The organism is Thalassolituus sp. ST750PaO-4, assembly GCF_020320405.1.
Classification (GTDB): Bacteria; Pseudomonadota; Gammaproteobacteria; order Pseudomonadales; family Oceanobacteraceae; genus Venatoribacter; species Venatoribacter alkanivorans.
Window position 1 is genome coordinate 628,801 of the sequence record NZ_JABVCB010000005.1, and the last position, 19,033, is coordinate 647,833.

The window sequence follows — 19,033 nt, forward strand, 5'->3', positions numbered from 1 at the left end:
CCGGTCCCTCCCATCTTTTAATGCAGAATTATTTTGAATACCGGTGTATTCAAAATAACTTTGCCTATCTTCGATAAAGGACTGGGTTTTCATGAAACGGATTGTGCTGGGTTTTTTCTTAAGCATGTCGCTGGCAAATGTTTCTGCTTACCAGAGTGGAACTGATGCCGGTGGTTATCGTTATATCGATTCTGCTGAGGAAGAAGTTACTTATGAATTTGCCGATATCAGTGCGAATCCTGATAGTGGCACACTCTCTCTGGGAGATGATCAGAGCACGCTCATCAATATAGGCTTTAGTTATAAATTCTATGATGTCGACTACACGCAGCTTTATGTAAGCTCTAATGGATTTATCTCTTTCACAAGTTCTAATCAGGGTTGCTGTTCTGGCCATCAGATACCGGGAAATAATGCTTTTTCGCGGCTTGGTGCCGGTATAGCGGCCTGGTGGGAGGATCTTAATCCAGGTAGTGGCGGTACGGTTCATTATTTGCTCAGTGGTACAGCTCCAGAGCGTGTATTAATTATCCAATTTAAAAATGTTCCTGCCTTTGGTAACAGTGGTCGCAACACTTTCCAGTACAAATTGTATGAAGGCAAAGAGGTTGCTGAAGTTCACTATCAGGAGCTTTACGGTGACAATGGCAATTATTCTGCGGGGATTTCCAGCAGCTCCACGGTAGGTACATCGCTATACTATGGTGTGGGTGGTAGTAGTCAGAATGCTGTTCCTGGTATAACACTGCCTTATGCTGTTCGTTATGAGCAGGCTGAAATCGGTTTTAGCTATAACGGTGGTAAACCGGTGGAATTGATTGCCCCCGGAAGTCAGCGGACAATGAATATTGATCTGAAGAGCTTTATGCCTACGGATCAGGATATGCAGTTCAGCTATCACAGTGTAAACAAAGCAGTATCGGTTTCTGGTCCGGGTTATCTCTCAATTAATGCCGGGGCAACGATCGTATTGCCACTTGAACTGACCTCGAGTCCGAGCGCAGAAGGTTTCTATGATGTGATCATCAGTGTTTCCAGTCCTGATAATGCCTTCCCTGCATTCACGATCGAGGTTCGCCTGAACACCTACAAGCTGGAGCAGATTACACCTTCCAGTTCTGATATTTCCCGTACGCCATCTCTCAGCTCAGATGGGCAGAGTGCTGCGCTACTTTCCAAAAGAGATCTTGCCAGTACCGGTAAATCAAACCTGGTTTATGATGCTTTCCTGTATAACCGGGCCCTCGACAGTTACCAGCAACTGACGGTTAATCCGGCAGGCAGAAATTGTAATAACGTGGTTATTTCGGGAGATGCCAGTACGGTTGCAATGCTGTGTAACAGCAGCCTTGATCCTACATTTCCTAATACAGGCGTAACCGACGAGCTGTACATTTATGATGTCGACTCCGGAACCCTGAGCAGGGCCCCTTATAATGTTATTGCAGACACGACAGCGGGCCGTTTAAGCATTAATTATGATGGCCAGGTTATCGCTTTTGTCAGCAGCATTAATCCGCTGGGAAGCAACACCGATGGCAGTAAAGAAGTATTCGCTTATCACCGCGGGCGGGAAAAGCTGATCCAGTTAACCGACTTCAATATCAATGGCATTGATAGTGTTGATCTTGATTATAACGGTGAGCGCTTTGTTGTTTCGGCTAACGGTAATCCGCTGGGTGCGAATGCAACGAACAGATATCAGGTATTTACAGGCACGATTGATAATGGCATTCAGCGTCAGATTACCATTGCCACTGCCCGTGATTCGAAGCAGGTAACAATCTCTGCAGATGGTGAGAAAATAGCTTTCAGCAGTAATGCCAGCCTTCTGGATACGAATAATCGCTACAATATTTTCGTGGCTTCATTCCGTGGCGAAGTTGAAAAGCAGATTACAGACTCCGCGTTGTTTGATTCTGTATTACCTTCGTTGTCGGGTGATGCTTCCCGGATAGCTTTTGTTTCCTCCGCCAGCCTCGATGACCGCGGATTGAGCAATAATTCAAATAATCAGGAAGCTTATGTTTATGATCTGAAGCGTGAGCGCGGTTATCAGGTAAGTGAAGTCAATGAAAGCCGTAACGTTGAAGATCTGACTCTTGCAGATAACGGCAATGCATTACTTTTCTCCGGTACAGCTGACTGGGATACCGGCAGCAACCCGAGCCGTACCCGACAGATGTTTATCATTGAAGGCTTTGGAGATAACAGTGTTTCCGGTTATGAGGAAGAAATGACACCATGGCCTGTTGTGAAGTCGGATAACGGGGAGTTTGCAGAGAAATTCATTTCTAACGGCGGTCATACCTCGTTGTTGTGGATTGCCGGATTGGCATTACTCGGTCTGCGACGTCGCAGGAATAAGTAAATAAAAAAGCCCGCTGAATGCGGGCTTTTTTATTGGATTTTGTTTAGTCAGATTTCTTCGGCGTAGAAATCTTCCAGATCGCGTTCCAGTCGCTTACGTTCCAGGTGGGCTTCAATAGCACGGCGTGCCATCAGTTTCTTTGACATCTGGGAGTCTTTATTAACAACGACTTTGCCTTCCTGATCAAAGGAGACAACTTCTTCGTGGGCTTCGAATTTCATTGCTGCTTCCATTATCTTTCCCTCTGGTTGATCACAGTAAATCCTGCTGTGATTTTTCTTTTTATTGGTTGCAAAAGAATGACAGTAAACGCTGTTCAGGCCAAATACTGTTCAGTGGCACTCAGGCGGTACAAAAGTACCCCCTATGGCGCTCAGCCCGCAGAAATAGTGGCATAGCATCCGCAGCTGTTTATTGAGGGATATTCGAAAGGAAGTGTACTGAGCAAAAAGTCATCGGCATTTTGAGGTTGTGTCGTAAAATGTCTGACCGTAAAATCTGGAACCTGACTGGTTAGTCAGATTCTAGCCGTAAAGACTTGATACTGCGCTTAATTGCATTTAGGTGTGCCGCAAACTCGGGTCCACGGCGCTGGGTTACGGCAACGGCCAGCATATCGATCACCATCAGATGGGCGATGCGCGAGGTCATTGGTGTGAATTGTTCGGTGTCTTCTTCAATATTGATATTGATTGGCAGATCGGCGGCCGCACTCAGAGCGGTGTTGGCGGGCGCCAGACTGACCACCATAGCGCCGTGTTGCTGGGCCAGCTGTACCGAGTGCAGCAGATCTTTGGTGCGGCCACTCTGGGAAATCGCCACCACCACATCCTGTTCGCTCAGCGTAACTGCCGACATCGACTGCATATGCGGATCACTGTAGGCAGCCGTGGCCACCTGCAGGCGGAAGAACTTGTGCTGGGCATCAATGGCTACCGCCCCGGAAGCGCCAAAACCGTAAAACTCTACCCGTCGGGCATTACTGATGGCATTGGCCGCGGCGGCCACCTGAGTGCTTTGCAGCTGCGTCTTCACCTGATGCAGACGCTGAATGGTGGTGTCGGCAATCTTGTCGCAGATATCTTCGATACTGTCGTCTTCGATGATGGCGAACTGGCCGATATTATTGGTGATCGCCATTTCCTGCGCGATACGAACCTTAAACTCCTGAAAGCCGTTGCAGCCAATACCACGGCAGAAACGCACGATGGTCGGTTCGCTGACCTGTGCTTCCTGCGCCAGATCGACGATGCGCATATGCATCACCTGTTGCGGGGCACGCAGCACGTACTCGGCAACCTTTACCTCAGACTTGCGCAGGCTGGGGATGGCGGCGGCGATTTCGGCCAGAATCGGGCTGTTTCTCACAACAGGATTTCCTGGTGTCGGCTGGTAAGCAGGGAATTATAAAGGGCTTTTTGCAGTGAAGCCTATGGAATACTGGCCGCAGACAGAATCTGGCCGCAGTGGTGGCGTTATACCAGGGGCGAATGCAGCAGGGTACTGTATAAAACAGCAGCATTTTTACCCCGGCATCTGATAGACTCGCACGCCATGGATATTTCATTACTTCTCGATCAGTTAAACGACGGCCAGCGCAATGCGGTGGCTGCAAGTTCACGTCATCAGCTGGTACTGGCCGGCGCCGGCTCGGGTAAAACCCGCGTGCTGGTGCACCGTATTGCCTGGCTGCTGCAGGTGGAAAATGTCTCGCCGTTTTCAGTGATGGCGGTGACCTTTACCAACAAGGCCGCCAAAGAGATGAAAGGCCGTCTGGAGCAGTTGCTGCAGATACCGGCGAATGGCCTGTGGGTAGGAACCTTCCACGGTCTGGCGCACCGCCTGCTGAAACTGCACTGGCGCGAAGCACGGTTGCCGCAGCACTTTCAGATTCTCGACAGCGACGATCAGCAGCGGCTGATCAAGCGGCTGATGAAAGCCAACAATATTGATGACAGCCGCTATCCACCGAAGCAGATTCAGTGGTTTATCAACGAACAGAAAGATGAAGGTCGCCGCGCAGCGCATGTGATGCCATCGGCCGATCCATTCTCGCGCACCATGCAACAGGTCTATCAGCTGTATGAAGACAACTGTCAGCTGAACGGACTGGTGGACTTCGGTGAGATTCTGCTGCGTGCGCACGAACTGTGGTTACATCACCCGGATGTACTGGAGCATTATCAGCAGCGCTTCCGCAATATTCTGGTCGACGAGTTTCAGGATACCAACAACATCCAGTACGCCTGGATCCGCATGCTGGCCGGGGATCGTGTGTCGGTGATGGCGGTGGGCGATGACGATCAGTCTATTTACGGCTGGCGCGGTGCCAATATCGATAATATCCGTAACTTCCAGCACGATTTCCCCGGTGCCGAACTCATTAAGCTGGAACAGAATTACCGCTCGACCAAAACCATTCTGGAAGCTGCCAACGCGGTGATCGCCAACAACACCGGACGTCTGGGCAAGAGCCTGCACACCGAAGGTGAAGAAGGCGAAACCATCCAGCTGTACAGCGCGTTTAACGAGCAGGATGAAGCGCGGTATATCGCCGATCAGGTTGATGAGTGGGCACGCAGTGGCCGTCAGCGTGCCGAAATGGCCGTGCTGTACCGTTCCAATGCGCAGTCGCGTACGCTGGAAGAAGCCTTGTTGCGTGCCGGTATTCCTTACCGCATTTATGGTGGCCAGCGTTTCTACGAGCGGCTGGAAATTAAAAACGCTCTCGCCTATCTGCGTTTATTACTGAACCGTCAGGATGATGCTTCGGTTGAGCGTGTTATTAATGTTCCGGCGCGCGCAATTGGCGAAAAAACCGTGGATATTCTGCGCAGCTATGCCCGCGATCAGGGCAGCTCGTTGTGGGCGGCGGCAGAAGCGGCGGTACAGCATGGCATGCTGCCGAAGCGTGCCAGTGCTGCGGTACAGAGTTTTCTCGATCTGGTCGAGGAAATGAGCGTCGGTATCGACGAGCTGGAGCTGCATGAAATTGTCGATCAGGTCATTAATCAGAGCGGTCTGATTGAGCACCATAAAAAAGAAAAAGGTGAAAAGGGCCAGGCGCGTCTCGATAACCTTGAAGAATTAATCAATGCCGCCCGTCAGTTTGAAAGCGATGATGGTTTTAATGCTGACGACAACGATGATGCCGAAACCAATGAGCTGGCATTATTCCTCGACCGCGCGGCGCTGGATGCCGGTGACGGTCAAGCCGACGAATATGAAGATGCTGTGCAGTTAATGACACTGCATTCGGCTAAAGGTCTGGAATTTCCACAGGTGGTTCTGGCCGGTCTGGAAGAAGGTTTATTCCCGCATAAAATGTCGATGGACGAAGCCGAAGGCCTCGAAGAAGAGCGGCGTCTGGCCTATGTCGGCATTACCCGGGCAATGGAAAAACTGATTATTACCCATGCTGAAAGCCGGCGTTTACACGGCCAGGAAAATTACAGCACGCCATCGCGTTTTATCCGCGAAATTCCGTCCGAACTGATTGCCGAAGTCCGGCTGAAAAACAGCGTCAGCCGGCCACTGACGGCCCGTGATCCTTCAGCAAGAATGAAGCAGCCGTCTTTCGTGCACGGCAATCTGCCCTACACCTTAGGCCAGCGCGTGTACCACGAAATGTTCGGTGAAGGTACGGTGCTGCAATTTGAAGGGCAGGGCAGCGGTTTGCGTGTGCAGGTTAATTTTGATGACGCCGGCAGCAAATGGCTGGTGGCCAGCTTTGCCAAACTGGATGCACTTTAATTCAGAACAAAATACGGTTGAAACAATAACAAGGAGTAAACGCAACATGAAACGCCTGACGACCCTGCTGCTGTCCGTAGTGGCTATCGCCGGACTCAGTGGCTGCCAGAAAGATGCAGAACAAGCCGCTGTAGCCGCACCGCAGCAAACCTTTAAATGGAAGCTGGTAACGTCCTGGCCAAAAAATTTCCCCGGCCTTGGTACGGCGCCAGAGCGTTTTGCGACGATGGTGAACGATATGTCCGCCGGCCGTCTGCAGATCAAAGTCTACGGTGCCGGTGAGCTGGTTCCGGCACTGCAGGTGTTCGATGCGGTATCTCAGGGTACAGCCGAAATGGGTCACAGTGGTGCGTATTACTGGAAGGGCAAAGCCGCTGCGGCACAGTTTTTTACCTCGGTACCTTTCGGTCTGACAGCGCAGGAAATGAACGGCTGGATTCAGTACGGTGGTGGTCAGCAATTATGGGAAGAGGTTTACGCGCCGTTTAATTTATTACCGCTGCCGGGTGGCAATACCGGCGTGCAGATGGGCGGCTGGTTTAATAAAGGAATTAACAGCGTCTCCGATCTCGAAGGTCTGAAAATGCGTATTCCGGGTCTGGGTGGTGAAGTGCTGGCCCGTGCCGGTGGTACGCCGGTGACCTTGCCTGGCGGTGAAATTTTTACCTCGCTGCAGACCGGTGCCATCGACGCTACCGAATGGGTTGGCCCGTATAATGATCTGGCATTTGGCTTATATAAGGTCGCTAAACATTATTACTATCCGGGCTGGCATGAGCCGGGTTCGATGATGGAATTTGTGATTAATAAAACTGCCTTCGAAAAACTGCCAAACGATCTGCAGGCCATTGTGCGGGTGGCAACCAAAGCTATTAACGAAGACATGCTGGCGGAGTACACCACGCGCAATCAGGCAGCGCTGACTGAACTGAAAGAAAAACACGGCGTGGATGTGCGTGCATTTCCGGATGATGTGCTGAGCAAACTGCAGGTGTTGTCGGAGCAGGTCGTGGCTGAAGTGTCGGCGGCTGATCCGCTGGCACAGAAGGTTTATAACTCGTACAAAAATTACCGTGATCAGGTGAAGGCTTACCATGCGGTGAGCGAGCAGGCCTATATCAACGCGCGGGATTAAATAACAGGGATTGGTTGCGGTACAGGCCGGGCGTCAGATGCCCGGTCTAATATTTATAATTACGGTAGCCAATTCCCAGCTCTTCAAAATTAGCCTCCATCTGCTCAATATCGTATTCACCCAAACCCAGATAGGTTAATACCTCACTGCCGATATTCTGCCATTCCAGATCCTCTGACTGACGGCCAAGAATGCGGTAATTTCCGCAAATATGCTCCGCCAGCTTGAGAATAGCGAGCAGCGTTTTTCCTTCCGAATCTTTATAATTATTGGTGGCAAAAAAGCGCGAGGCGCTGTGGTGTTCGGCAATGACATCGCACAGCAGCTTGGGCAGATTCCACGATTTTGCGGTGTAATAACCGATCACTGCGTGGTTAGTGTTCAGGTGCTGGTTTTCCACATCCACCACCCGCAGTTCTGGGTGGGCGTAAGACTCTTCCATCACCTGCAGATAATTATCGAAGCGTGCCATCAGCAGCGGAATACCACAGTTATGAAACAGACCCAACAGATAGGCCATATCCGGATTGGGATAACCCACCTGTTTGGCAATGGCGGTAGCTACCTGGGATATGTCGTTGGCGGTGTCCCAGAAACGGTTCATATTCACGATGGTTTCGTCGCTCATCTGACTTTTAATGGATAAGCCATTAATGATGTTAACCACACTGTTCAGACCAATCAGGCTGACCGCCTGAGCGACGGATGTAATACGGTTTTTAAGGCCATAAAACGGAGAGTTCACCACCTTAAGCACCGTACCGGCCAGTCCGACATCCTGACTGATCAGTTTGGAAATGCGGCCCAGATCCGGATCGGGCATAAACTGTTCCATTTGCAGATCGACCAGAATCTGCGGCTGTGGCGGGATTTTAATGCCCTGCATGATGTGCAGTATCTGCTCTTCCGACAGTTGCTGAGGCATGACAAGTCCGGAGAAGGGAAACGAATGTCATCAAGAATAGCACCGCTTTCTGGGGAAGTTTGTCAGAGCATGCGTATAATGCGCTCCTTTTTGTAACCGGCCCCAGAGGTGAACCATGCTCCCGACACTGCGACTCAAAGCCAAGGCTGAACGCCGTCTGAAAGGCGGTCACCTGTGGGTATACAGCAATGAAGTGGATATCGCTGTTACGCCACTGAAAAACATGACCGCCGGTACTGAGGTTGTGGTCGAAGCCGCCAATGGCAAAGCGCTGGGAGTTGCTGTGGTCAGTCCGGAACAGCTGATCTGTGCGCGCCTGTTCAGTCGTGACAGTAAACAGACGCTGGATACCTCTCTGATTGTGCATCGTTTGCAGGTAGCGCAGAGTGGCCGTGAGTTGTGGTATCCGCAGTCCTGTTACCGCTGGGTGTTTGGTGACAGCGATGGTCTGCCGGGACTGGTGATTGACCGTTTTGGCGATGTGGTGGTGATCCAGATTTCCAGTGTGGCAATGGAGCTGCGTCGTCAGGCCATTATTGATGCCGTCAATAAAGTCGCCAAACCACGGTGCATCGTGCTGAAAAACGATGGCAAGCTGCGCGCGGTCGAAGGTTTGCCAGAGTACGTGGAAGTGATTCAGGGCGCGCTGGAAGACGATTGTGCCCCGTTGGTAGAAAACGATACCCGTTTTATGGCGCCGGTGATTCACGGTCAGAAAACCGGCTGGTTCTACGATCACCGTGAAAACCGTGCACAGCTGAACCGTCTGGTTAAAGGCAAGCGCGTGCTGGATGTATTCAGCTACGTTGGCGGCTGGGGTGTGCAGGCGGCCAATCATGGTGCGGCGGAAGTACACTGTGTTGACGCCTCTGCTCAGGCGCTCGACTGGGTAGAGCAGAACGCAGCGCTGAATGGCGTGGCAGAAAAAGTACATTGCTGGGAAGGCGATGCCTTTGCAGCGCTGCGCCAGCTGAAGGATAACGGTGAGCGTTTTGATGTGGTGGTGATGGACCCGCCGGCACTGATTCCGCGTCGTAAAGATATAAAAGCCGGTGAGCAGGCTTATCACCGCCTGAACCAGCTGGCGATGCGTCTGCTGAGTAAAGACGGTTTGCTGGTGGCGGCGTCCTGTTCCATGCATCTGGCGGAAGATCGTCTGCCGGATATGTTGCGTGTTATGGGGCGTGAGCTGGATCGTGAAGTGATGATTCAGCATGTCGGCAGTCAGGGGGCCGACCATCCGGTATTACCGGCCATCGCCGAAACCCGTTATCTGAAAGCGGTGTTTGCCCGCGTGTTACCGACCCGCTGAACGGCGGTGGTATAAAAACTGGTGGTATAAAAAAGGGAGCTCAGGCTCCCTTTTTATTATGTGATCGTTCGCTTCAGTTGGCGCTGGCGAGTGGCACTTTAAGGGCGCTGGCGGTGCGTTGCAGCAGCGACATCAGCTCAATAATACGCTGGCGGCATTGCTGACGCGCTTCTGCGTCGGCCACACCCAGTTGCTTCCAGTTTGCCACGCTGTCATCGAGCAGCTGTAACTGCTGCTGCCATTCCAGACTCAGATCCTCGTGGCGCTGGCCAAGCAGAGCCGGTAATCCGGTGCCGGCTTCGGTTTCACTCAGCGGAAAGTACAGGTTGCGAATACCCGCTACGATAGCACCGGTATCAGCCCAGGTGGTCTGGCTGAACTCACTGCTGGTACCACTCAGGCGTTTGGCCAGCAACTCATCTGACAGCAATTTCTGCGTAGCGCTGAAAGCCGCTTTTAATACCTGATCCGGCTCTGAGCGCTGCAGCAGGTTGGCATAGTAACCGTTGCTTGGCTCCCAGCGGCGTTGCAACCGGTGCAGATGTTTCTGCAGCTGTTCGCTCAGCAGCTGTACGTACTGGCGACGGCGGTTATGGTTCTGAACATCAATATCGGCCGGTTCTTCATCGGCGCTGCTGGCGGCATCTTCGTGATGAACCACGTCACCGGTTTCCGCTTCGCTGTTGCTGCCACCTTCGCTGGCTACCACAACGGGAGCAGTGTTTTCCTGTGGAAAGAAGTCGCGCGGCGAACGCTGGCCCTCGGCGCCCCACAGCATAAATTCGAACGCGTGATAGCCCAGACTGGCGTAACTCGGGTCAGAGAAACCGTGCTGTGCCAGCAGGCTGTCTTCATTCAGTTCCAGCGTCAGATCGTTAACGATGCCGCTGAACGGATAGCCGGGCACATGGTCGATATAACCGCCCTCAATCGGCCAGCTGTCGAGCAGGCTCAGGGTATGCTGGTAATCGATGCCTTTCTTGTGCCAGTCCGGTGGATCATTGATCGGCAGCTTGGCGTAGATCAGAGTCTGCAGGTACGCGCTGTAAGCATTACGCCAGGCCTGACGCACCTCGCCGAGGCTCATGGGGTTGGGATGATATAAAAAGGAGGCCAGGCGGCTGTCGAGTTCCTGCGCGGTCTGCGCAGCCATCGACACCTCTGTGTAGGCGCTCAGACCCAGGTGAGCGGCGAATGCACTGCTGTCCGGAATACTGTCCTGTTCGTTTCCAGTATCTGCGGCCCGTTCTGCAGGGCTGTCCTGTTGCAGGGCTGGCTGATCACAGCCGGCCAGTAATCCGCTTAACAACAGGGCGCTGACCAGCACCGGCTTTGCGTACTTCACAGGCTTACTCCTGATCCCTGAGGCTGATAATTGGCCAGCCTTTCTGTGCGGCGATGGCGGCCAGACGGTCATCCGGATCAACCGCTACCGGGTTATCCACAATTTCCAGCAGCGGCAGATCATTATGGGAATCACTGTAAAAGTAGCTGCCGGCCAGTTCAAATCCCTGTTGCTGCAACCAATCCTGCAGGCGTACCACTTTACCTTGCTGGAAACTTGGTATACCGACAATATTGCCGGTATAGCGCTCATCCTGCATCTCCGGATGCGGGGCGATAATATGCTCAATGCCCAGCAGCTCGGCTATCGGGTAGGTCACAAAACCATTGGTTGCGGTGATGATCAGCAGGGTATCACCCAGACGCTTATGGTGGGCAATAAGGTCACGGCTTTTTTGTGAGATCAGCGGCATGATGCGCGCTTTGAGAAACGCGGCGCGGGTATCCAGCATATGTTGCAACGGATACTGGGTCAGAGGCTTAAGCGCAAATGCCAGATATTCGTTAATATCCAGAGTGCCGGCCTTATATTGCTCGTAAAAATAATCGTTACGGAGCTTGTGTTGTTCAGGGTCTGCAAGCCCCTGATCGACCAGATATTGTCCCCAGGCATGGTCGCTGTCGCCATCCAGCAGGGTGTGGTCGAGATCGAAAATAGCCAGTGCCACGAGAGTCAGCCTTTTTCCGGTGCCGGTTAGAAAATTAGTCGCTATTCTAAGGGCAACAGCGCATACTTTCCTTATAATTCTGAGTTTCAAACGAAGAAATAATCGAACATATTGGTTCTAAACAATGCCGGCTGCCAGGGGGCGGATTGTGGCAATTTCCGGACAATTCAGCCTGTCTCCCAGAGTCTGAATTAAGGTGAGTCCGCCACCGGATTCCTGTATGCCTTGCCCCCGTTATTGCCTGCCTTATCTTCAACTGCTTGACCTTTGTGGTGAAATCGGCAAGTTTTGAACCATCAGACTGTACTGGACGGCATTGTGATTGACGAACATGGTTACCGCCCTAATGTCGGTATTATCCTTTGCAACGACAAAGGACAGGTCCTCTGGGCCAGACGCATAGGCCAGGATGCCTGGCAGTTTCCCCAAGGGGGGATCAAAGAAGGTGAATCGCCGGAGAAGGCGCTCTATCGCGAGTTGATGGAGGAAGTTGGCCTGAGTGCGCAGGATGTGCAGATACTGGGCTGCACCCGTGGCTGGTTACGGTACCGCTTACCACGGCGTATGGTGCGCCATGACAGCCGGCCTGTTTGTGTCGGGCAAAAACAGAAATGGTTTCTGCTTAAACTGGTGGGTGACGATTCGCGGATCAACGTCAGCGCTACCGATAAGCCGGAATTTGATGGCTGGAGCTGGGTCAGTTACTGGTTCCCGCTGGGAGGGGTGGTTGCATTCAAACGCGATGTGTATCGCCGTGCCATGACGGAACTGGCACCGCGCATTGCCAAGCTGCAACGGAAAACCAGCTGAGGGTTTATGCTTGATATTCTGAGACGCATTGTACAGGAAGTCAGTTCTGCAACCGACCTGAGCGATGCTCTGAAAGTGGTTGTGGCACGTATCCGTGCGGCCATGAATACCGAAGTGTGCTCAGTCTATCTGTTTGATCCGGAAAGTAAGCGTTATGTGCTGATGGCTACTGAAGGCCTGAAGCAGGAAGCGGTTGGCCGGGTCAGCCTCAGCTCTTCGCAGGGTCTTGTCGGCCTGGTTGGTTCGCGCGAAGAGCCGATCAACGTCGATAACGCGCCAACTCACCCACGCTTTCACTTTTTATCCGAGACCGGTGAAGACCCCTTTTTGTCTTTTCTCGGGGTGCCGATTATTCACCATAAACGCCTGATGGGCGTGATGGTGGTGCAACAGCGCGACAGCCGTCAGTTTGACGAAAGCGAAGAAGCCTTTCTGGTCACTATGTCGGCGCAGCTGGCTGGTGTTATTGCCCATGCCGAGGCCACCGGCAATATTCTCGATATCCCTTCCGCAACCAGCGAACGCAAGAAAAGCACCCGTTTTAACGGCGCGCCCGGAGCTCCCGGGGTTGGGCTCGGCCAGGCTTTTGTGTTGTCTCCCGCGGCCGACCTCAGTGGTGTGGTGGATAAAGAGGCGGAGTCGATTGATGACGAGATTGTGCGCTTTGATCTCGCCCTGGAAGCGGCCCGTGAAGAAATCCGTATATTAGGCGAGAAACTCAGCAGCGAACTGCGCCCGGAAGAGATGGCGTTGTTTGATGTATATCTGAATATGCTGGATGACCATGCGCTTGGCGCAGAGGTTAAAGCACGTATCCGTGACGGTAACTGGGCGCAGGGCGCATTACGCCAGGTGGTCATGCAATACGTTGGTCACTTCCAGCTGATGGAAGATGTTTACCTGCGCGAGCGCGCCACCGATATCATTGATCTGGGAACCCGTATTCTCGCTCATCTGCAGGGCAGTGATGCACACGCGCAGGAGTACGATTTTCCTGCCAATACAATTCTGGTCAGTGAAGAGCTGACACCGGCGATGCTGGGCGAGGTTCCGCCGGGCAAGCTGCGTGGTCTGGTATCGGTTAAAGGCTCATCCAACTCGCATGTGGCGATTCTGGCCCGGGCGATGGGGATTCCTACGGTTATGGGGGTTGTGGATGTTCCCTACGCCCAGCTGCATGGTCTGGAGCTGATCGTTGACGGTTACCGCGGACAGATATTTTCCAGTCCCAACGATGAACTGCGTGAGCAGTATCAGGCGATCTTTGATGAAGAGCAGGCGCTGCAGAAAGACCTGCAGGTGCTGCGCGATGAACCGGCCGAAACCCTCGATGGTCACCGTATTCCGCTGTGGGTGAATACCGGCCTGATTACCGATGCAGTACGCAGTCTCGAACGTGGTGCAGAAGGTGTTGGCCTGTACCGCACCGAAGTGCCGTTTATGATGAAAGACCGCTTTCCCAGCGAGAGCGAGCAGCAGAAAATTTACCGTCAGCAGCTGGAAACCTTTGCCCCGAATCCGGTAACGATGCGAACCCTGGATATTGGTGGTGACAAAGCACTGACCTACTTCCCGATCAGTGAGGCTAATCCGTTTCTGGGCTGGCGTGGCATTCGCGTAACGCTCGACCACCCGGAAATCTTTCTGGTACAGATCCGCGCCATGCTGAAGGCCAGCGAAGGGCTGAACAATCTGCGTATTATGCTGCCGATGATTACCAGCGTCAGCGAAGTCGATGAAGCATTACACCTGATCTACCGCGCCCATGCTGAAGTTCTGGAAGAAGGCTTTGACGTCGAAATGCCCCAGGTCGGAGTGATGATTGAAGTCCCGGCAGCGGTTTATCAGATCCGTGAACTGGGCCAGCGGGTGGATTTTCTCTCTGTCGGCAGCAACGATCTGACCCAGTATCTGCTGGCCGTGGACCGTAATAATCCACGGGTGGCTGATCTTTATCAGGCCTTTCACCCGGCGGTGCTGAATGCACTGAAGATGATTGCCGATATGGCGCACGAAATTGGCAAGCCGGTGAGTGTCTGTGGCGAACTGGCCGGTAATCCACTGGGCGCTGTATTGCTGATGGCAATGGGCTATGACATGTTGTCGATGAACGCCACTAACCTGCCCAAGGTTAAATCGGTAATTCGCGGCATCAGCCGTGAATGGGCTGATCAGTTGCTGGCAGAGGTGCTGCAGATAGAAAGTGCGCCGGTTATTACCGCTACCCTGCAGTTATCGCTGGAGAAGGCTGGTTTCGGCCGTATTATCGGACCAGGGCGTAACTGATACGCCCTTTCTTTTAAAGCCTGATCAGGCTGTCCAGTGCCGGGTGCGTCCGGTATCAATATGAACGAAACCACTCTTCGGGTAATACCCAACACCACCGTTGCCCATCGCCAGTGCGGCGCGGTGCAGATGGCGGTGTGAAACACCGGGAATACGGATATCAATGGCACGTCCCTGCATATGCAGACTGTGCTCGGCGACGCCTGAGCTTGTATAGCGCAGGCTGGCGTTGGATTCGGGGGCACGATAACCGGAAATCACATACAGCGGTTCATGGCTGGCGAACAACTGCTGCAGTTGGTACATGTTCTGATACAGCTCTCGCTGCATGGCCATCACCTGATCGCGACGGTGATCGCGTACCAGAATATCCAGAGATTCCACACCCTCGTCGATATAACGGCCATTCGCCCAGAAAGTACTGGTGGTGAATTCACCGGTATGAATGTTGTACAGGCGCAAAGTACGTTCTTCCTGTTGCCCGGCGAATGCGCGGGTACTGCTCAGGCCGGTAATACCTGCCGCACCAAGGCAGGCTGCCTGCTTCAGAAAGTGACGTCGTTGCAACATGGTGAATAGTCTCCGCTACATCTGGTTATTCAGTGTTGTATGGCTATGGGCGGAGTATGCCAAACACCTGCCAAAAGAAACGGGCATCCTTAGACAAAAATACATAACGCTACATTTGTCATACTGAATAATGTAACTGCTGACGTTTGTACGCCACTTGCGAGAGAAGGTTACAGGCTGACGGCAGGATTGGTAGGCGGCAGGCCGGCGATCAGATCGCGATTGTAGACATCGTCGCGCACCTGCAGATTACCGTCCTGATCAACCCAGGTAGTCCAGTACATCAGATAGACCGGTACATCATCCTGCAGGCGGATGCGGGTAGTGCGGTTCTGGTCGATGGCAGCATCGATATTGTGGCGGTTCCAGCCCTGCTGCCCGCGCAGCAGTTTTTCGGCCAGTAATCTTGGTTTTTCTACCCGTACACAACCTGAGCTTAAGGCGCGGTTGTCTAGGTTAAACAGCTGCGGCTGTGAGGTATCGTGCAGGTAGATGTCTTTATCGTTGGGGAACAGGAATTTGATAGAACCCAGCGCATTGTCATCGCCGGCTTTCTGCACCAGACGGTAAGGAAAGTTACTGGCGCTGACTTTATTCCAGTTAATGGCATACGGCGAAATAAACTGGTCAACACCATCGACCCGGCCGATTACCTGATAGCCTTTCTCTTCCAGATAACCCGGATTGCGGCGAATTTTCGGCAGCAGGCTGTTTACCGCAATACGCTTGGGTACCGACCAGGTCGGAGCCAGTTCCAGTGTACTGATTTTCTGTGCCATAACCGGAGTCCGGCGCTGCAGGTTACCGATAATGACTTTCATATCCAGCTCAACTGAGCCACCGTTTATCAGCTGCAGGCTGTAGTCAGCCATATTCACCATGACATGGCGCTGGCCAAGATCCCGTGGCAGGTGGCGCCAGCGTTTCATATTCAGGGCGACTTTCTGTGCCATCTGGTAAGGCGGAATATTCAGCCATTTCAGCGTATTGGCATCCAGCTCACCGCTTTCGGGTAAATGATGACGTTTCTGAAAGTGGCGCAAGGCGTCAGCCAGAGCACTGTCAAACAGAAACTCCGGACGGCTCAGATCATGTGGCTCATCTTCGGCGGGTGCGCGGGTGCGTTCTTCGGCATCTTTAAACAGCCAGGACAGGGCACCTTTCTGCAGGTCGCCATACTGCCCCAGCATCCAGCGCAGATGTGGCACCAGACGGTGACGTTCATTGTTTTTCAGCTGCAGGTTATCCGGCAGCGGATACCAGCCACCGGAGTTGGCAATGGCTAAGTAACGGTTCAGTTCTTTGCGCAGACGCAGGTAGCCGGGATGAGATGGTGTAAGAGTTTCAACCAGAGCGTCCAGCTCGTTGCGGCGGATGGAGTCATTCAGCAGGTCGATGATCTGTTCTTCACTGAATTGTCCGGGCTTGCTGGCAGCCGACACTTTGCGGATCGATGGGTGGTCGCCCTCACCGGTATCCGGCAGCAGCTCAGCGTTCAGAGCCTGCTGGGCGTAAGTAATGAAAGCGTCGGTCAGCAGTACTTCAACCGCAGTGGCCTGTTTGGGAATATTCGACAGACGGCTGGTTTCGCGTTCGAGGGTGGCCAGTTCATAGCCGTAGTTGCGCCAGTCGTCGGCGGCGGTTTCACGCAGTACCTGCAGCAGTTCGCGACCAGCTTCGGTCAGTTCAAAACTGTTCATCCATACCGGCTGATAATCGCGGCGCAGGTAAAAAGGCTCAATGCTCTGCACATGTTTCAGCCGCACTTCTCCCGCCACATTGCGCGCGGATTCGATTAACCAGTGCTCCATATACTTCTGCGCCACCTTCGGCGGCATATAAGGCTTGGTATTAATGCTGGCTGCCAGAGCCGCAAACAACAGACCGATACACAGCAGGGCAATAAGGCCTGTCAGTGCGACGACGCGTTGCGGTTTCCGGGGTGTATTCATGCTGTTCATGCACGAAGTATGGACGCCAGATAAGCAAAATGTGACGGGAATCGCGCTACCGTTCGCAGAATTTTGTAAGCGACTGCAAACGGTCGTTCGATTGGTTTGCTGGGTGTCAAAAGAAACAACAACTTAGGTTTTTCTTTTGTAACAGGAAGACTGTTTAACGGATTTCTGGCGGCTAATTCTTTGTTCTTAAAGTGAGCAATTGTCTGCTCATTCAAGATCGACCGGCCAGGTAACCCGGCCGGCAATTCTGCCGTTACTGTCCCAGCTGAGCTCGGTTATTTCAACCCGTTCCTGCTGCGCCAGAATGCCACTGGAGCAGCGGGTGCCGTAACCCGGAGCATGGATAAACTGAGCTGAGAGTAAGCGCTCCCACTCCAGTGGAACCCCGGTTTGTGGCAACTGATCGTCGGGGAAGGGGGAGTAATGATCAAGCAGTGCCGCCAGACTGGCACTGCCACCCGGCTGTTGCAGCCAGCGCTGTAGCTGCGTCCGTGCCAGTTCGGTTTTCGGCCAGGGAGTATTCAGCCAGGCATTGCTCAGCGTGTGAATACCGGGCTCCAGCCGTTCCAGTCGCGGTTCGGGATAGTTGCTGGCATACCAGAGCTGGTTGCGGTTGCCGCACAGCAGATTAAACGGCGCGTAGGCATCGCCTTTCTCCAGTACGGCGCGCAGATATTTTTCCGGGTTGCGTGGCTCGCGCAGGTAGTTCAGCACCAGATGACCGCGTGACTGCGGCTCGGCTGGTCCGGCGCCGGGAGCGCGGATATTGGTCAGTGCGGCAAAGCGACCTTCTTTGGTGATACCAAGCCAGGTGCCGCCCTGCTGCAGATCGCGTCCGGCAAACAACCCCGGATATTCGCTCCACTCTTCCAGAGCACTGGCCGGGCGGGGGTAGAATTCATCACGGTTGGCACTCAGGGTCAGCCACTGACTGTCCTGTGGTTGCCAGTTCAGTACGATCAGACACATAGGTATTTCCTGATAATGGTTACCGCAGGCACGCTCTGTTGCGCAGGCGCTGCCGACTTTGCCCGCACTTTAGGTCATAATGCCGCCCCCTTAAACCGGAATTTTCATAGCTATGATGACTTTTCTGCTGTTCCTGGCGGTTGGCTCCGTTGCCGGCCTGTTGGCGGGTTTGTTTGGCATTGGCGGCGGCATGGTGATTGTGCCGGTGCTGGTCATTACTTTTGCCGCACAGGGGGTGAGTGAAACTGTACTCACTCATATGGCTGTGGCTACGTCACTGGCGACCATTGTCTTTACCTCGCTCAGTTCTGTGCGTGAGCATCATCGTCAGGGAGCTGTGGACTGGACGCTGGTGGGTGTTATGAGTATCGGCATTGTGCTGGGCACTATGCTGGGCGTGTCTTTAATTACCGCTGTGCCGGGCCCGCTGCTGCAGAAAATTATCGGTGTCTTTGCCCTGTTACTGGCGGCGAAAATGTTTTTCGGGCTGGAACCAAAAGGCGCTGGTAAGCGTCCAGGTAACCGGGGGCTGATTATGGCCGGTTCGGTGGTAGGTTTTGGTTCGTCCTGGTTTGGCATTGGCGGCGGTACTTTTACTGTGCCTTATCTGAGCTGGATGAAAATTCCCATGCGCCAGGCGGTGGCTACTTCGGCGGCCTGTGGGCTGCCAATTGCGCTGACCGGCGCCATCAGTAATGTTGCGGCGGGCTGGAATCATGCGGATTTGCCGGTATGGAGTACCGGGTTCCTGTACTGGCCGGCCATTATCGGCATCGTGCTGACCAGCGTGCCCTTTGCCAAAGTAGGGGCGCAACTGGCCCACCGTCTGGATCAGGCATTGCTGAAGAAGGGCTTTGCCCTGTTGTTGTGTGTGGTTGGTATTAAATTTCTGTTGTTTTAAGCGCATTTCATAAGGAGTTAAAAATAGG

15 protein-coding genes are annotated in these 19,033 nt (G+C 53.2%); 7 read left to right on the forward strand and 8 right to left on the reverse strand.

Going from position 1 to position 19,033, the window contains the following annotated elements; all coding sequences use genetic code 11:
- Positions 1-91 precede the first annotated feature (91 nt).
- Entirely contained in the window at positions 92-2,371 is a 2,280-nt protein-coding gene (locus HUF18_RS05280; RefSeq protein ID WP_225691402.1) for a hypothetical protein, read from the forward strand.
- A gap of 47 nt (positions 2,372-2,418) precedes the next feature.
- Here HUF18_RS05280 and HUF18_RS05285 read toward each other — a convergent pair whose 3' ends face one another.
- Positions 2,419-2,592 carry a PA3496 family putative envelope integrity protein gene (locus HUF18_RS05285; RefSeq protein WP_225670593.1) on the reverse strand — a complete coding sequence of 58 codons (174 nt, stop codon included), beginning with the start codon at positions 2,590-2,592 and terminating at the stop codon, positions 2,419-2,421.
- A gap of 292 nt (positions 2,593-2,884) precedes the next feature.
- The gene (locus HUF18_RS05290) at positions 2,885-3,739 is read right to left on the reverse strand and encodes an SIS domain-containing protein (RefSeq protein WP_145467045.1); all 855 of its coding nucleotides are present in this window, start codon (positions 3,737-3,739) and stop codon (positions 2,885-2,887) included.
- 186 nt (positions 3,740-3,925) lie between these two features.
- Here HUF18_RS05290 and uvrD point away from each other — a divergent pair, with 186 nt between their 5' ends.
- Entirely contained in the window at positions 3,926-6,124 is a 2,199-nt protein-coding gene (uvrD, locus tag HUF18_RS05295) for a DNA helicase II (protein WP_225691403.1), read from the forward strand.
- A 46-nt stretch (positions 6,125-6,170) separates the two neighbouring features.
- Entirely contained in the window at positions 6,171-7,259 is a 1,089-nt protein-coding gene (locus HUF18_RS05300) for a TRAP transporter substrate-binding protein (RefSeq protein WP_225691404.1), read from the forward strand.
- 46 nt (positions 7,260-7,305) lie between these two features.
- Here HUF18_RS05300 and HUF18_RS05305 read toward each other — a convergent pair whose 3' ends face one another.
- Positions 7,306-8,184 carry an HDOD domain-containing protein gene (locus tag HUF18_RS05305; protein ID WP_145467039.1) on the reverse strand — a complete coding sequence of 293 codons (879 nt, stop codon included), beginning with the start codon at positions 8,182-8,184 and terminating at the stop codon, positions 7,306-7,308.
- A gap of 115 nt (positions 8,185-8,299) precedes the next feature.
- Between HUF18_RS05305 and HUF18_RS05310 the strand changes: the two genes are divergently transcribed.
- Positions 8,300-9,496 carry a class I SAM-dependent rRNA methyltransferase gene (locus HUF18_RS05310; RefSeq protein WP_225691405.1) on the forward strand — a complete coding sequence of 399 codons (1,197 nt, stop codon included), beginning with the start codon at positions 8,300-8,302 and terminating at the stop codon, positions 9,494-9,496.
- 73 nt (positions 9,497-9,569) lie between these two features.
- Here the strand turns inward: HUF18_RS05310 and HUF18_RS05315 are convergent, their stop codons facing one another.
- Together HUF18_RS05315 and HUF18_RS05320 are read right to left on the reverse strand one after the other, a co-directional pair.
- Positions 9,570-10,841 carry an imelysin family protein gene (locus tag HUF18_RS05315; RefSeq protein WP_225691406.1) on the reverse strand — a complete coding sequence of 424 codons (1,272 nt, stop codon included), beginning with the start codon at positions 10,839-10,841 and terminating at the stop codon, positions 9,570-9,572.
- 4 nt (positions 10,842-10,845) lie between these two features.
- Entirely contained in the window at positions 10,846-11,508 is a 663-nt protein-coding gene (locus tag HUF18_RS05320; RefSeq protein ID WP_145467033.1) for a histidinol-phosphatase, read from the reverse strand.
- 318 nt (positions 11,509-11,826) lie between these two features.
- Here HUF18_RS05320 and rppH point away from each other — a divergent pair, with 318 nt between their 5' ends.
- Positions 11,827-12,318, forward strand: a complete 492-nt coding sequence (rppH, locus tag HUF18_RS05325; protein ID WP_225691494.1) for an RNA pyrophosphohydrolase — start codon at positions 11,827-11,829, stop codon at positions 12,316-12,318.
- Positions 12,319-12,324: 6 nt separating this feature from the next.
- Positions 12,325-14,604 carry a phosphoenolpyruvate--protein phosphotransferase gene (ptsP, locus tag HUF18_RS05330; protein WP_145467031.1) on the forward strand — a complete coding sequence of 760 codons (2,280 nt, stop codon included), beginning with the start codon at positions 12,325-12,327 and terminating at the stop codon, positions 14,602-14,604.
- A gap of 24 nt (positions 14,605-14,628) precedes the next feature.
- On the opposite strand, the gene HUF18_RS05335 is transcribed toward ptsP, so the two are convergent.
- From HUF18_RS05335 to HUF18_RS05345, 3 genes are all read right to left on the reverse strand, one after another.
- Complete coding sequence (locus tag HUF18_RS05335; RefSeq protein ID WP_225691407.1) at positions 14,629-15,174, reverse strand: DUF882 domain-containing protein; 546 nt, start codon at positions 15,172-15,174, stop codon at positions 14,629-14,631.
- A 170-nt stretch (positions 15,175-15,344) separates the two neighbouring features.
- Complete coding sequence (locus HUF18_RS05340) at positions 15,345-17,126, reverse strand: L,D-transpeptidase family protein (RefSeq protein ID WP_186435798.1); 1,782 nt, start codon at positions 17,124-17,126, stop codon at positions 15,345-15,347.
- A gap of 216 nt (positions 17,127-17,342) precedes the next feature.
- Positions 17,343-18,104, reverse strand: a complete 762-nt coding sequence (locus HUF18_RS05345) for an NRDE family protein (RefSeq protein WP_225691408.1) — start codon at positions 18,102-18,104, stop codon at positions 17,343-17,345.
- A gap of 112 nt (positions 18,105-18,216) precedes the next feature.
- Between HUF18_RS05345 and HUF18_RS05350 the strand changes: the two genes are divergently transcribed.
- The gene (locus HUF18_RS05350; RefSeq protein ID WP_328296341.1) at positions 18,217-19,005 is read left to right on the forward strand and encodes a sulfite exporter TauE/SafE family protein; all 789 of its coding nucleotides are present in this window, start codon (positions 18,217-18,219) and stop codon (positions 19,003-19,005) included.
- The last annotated feature ends 28 nt before the right edge of the window (positions 19,006-19,033 follow it).

Excerpts from the sequence above, each read along its gene's own strand:
- HUF18_RS05300 (WP_225691404.1), top strand. The coding sequence starts at position 6,171 with ATGAAACGCCTGACGACCCTGCTGCTGTCCGTAGTGGCTATCGCCGGA.
- HUF18_RS05305 (WP_145467039.1), bottom strand. The coding sequence starts at position 8,184 with ATGCCTCAGCAACTGTCGGAAGAGCAGATACTGCACATCATGCAGGGC.
- HUF18_RS05310 (WP_225691405.1), top strand. The coding sequence starts at position 8,300 with ATGCTCCCGACACTGCGACTCAAAGCCAAGGCTGAACGCCGTCTGAAA.
- HUF18_RS05280 (WP_225691402.1), top strand. The coding sequence starts at position 92 with ATGAAACGGATTGTGCTGGGTTTTTTCTTAAGCATGTCGCTGGCAAAT.
- uvrD (WP_225691403.1), top strand. The coding sequence starts at position 3,926 with ATGGATATTTCATTACTTCTCGATCAGTTAAACGACGGCCAGCGCAAT.
- HUF18_RS05335 (WP_225691407.1), bottom strand. The coding sequence starts at position 15,174 with ATGTTGCAACGACGTCACTTTCTGAAGCAGGCAGCCTGCCTTGGTGCG.
- HUF18_RS05350 (WP_328296341.1), top strand. The coding sequence starts at position 18,217 with ATGATGACTTTTCTGCTGTTCCTGGCGGTTGGCTCCGTTGCCGGCCTG.
- HUF18_RS05285 (WP_225670593.1), bottom strand. The coding sequence starts at position 2,592 with ATGAAATTCGAAGCCCACGAAGAAGTTGTCTCCTTTGATCAGGAAGGC.
- HUF18_RS05340 (WP_186435798.1), bottom strand. The coding sequence starts at position 17,126 with ATGAATACACCCCGGAAACCGCAACGCGTCGTCGCACTGACAGGCCTT.
- HUF18_RS05345 (WP_225691408.1), bottom strand. The coding sequence starts at position 18,104 with ATGTGTCTGATCGTACTGAACTGGCAACCACAGGACAGTCAGTGGCTG.
- ptsP (WP_145467031.1), top strand. The coding sequence starts at position 12,325 with ATGCTTGATATTCTGAGACGCATTGTACAGGAAGTCAGTTCTGCAACC.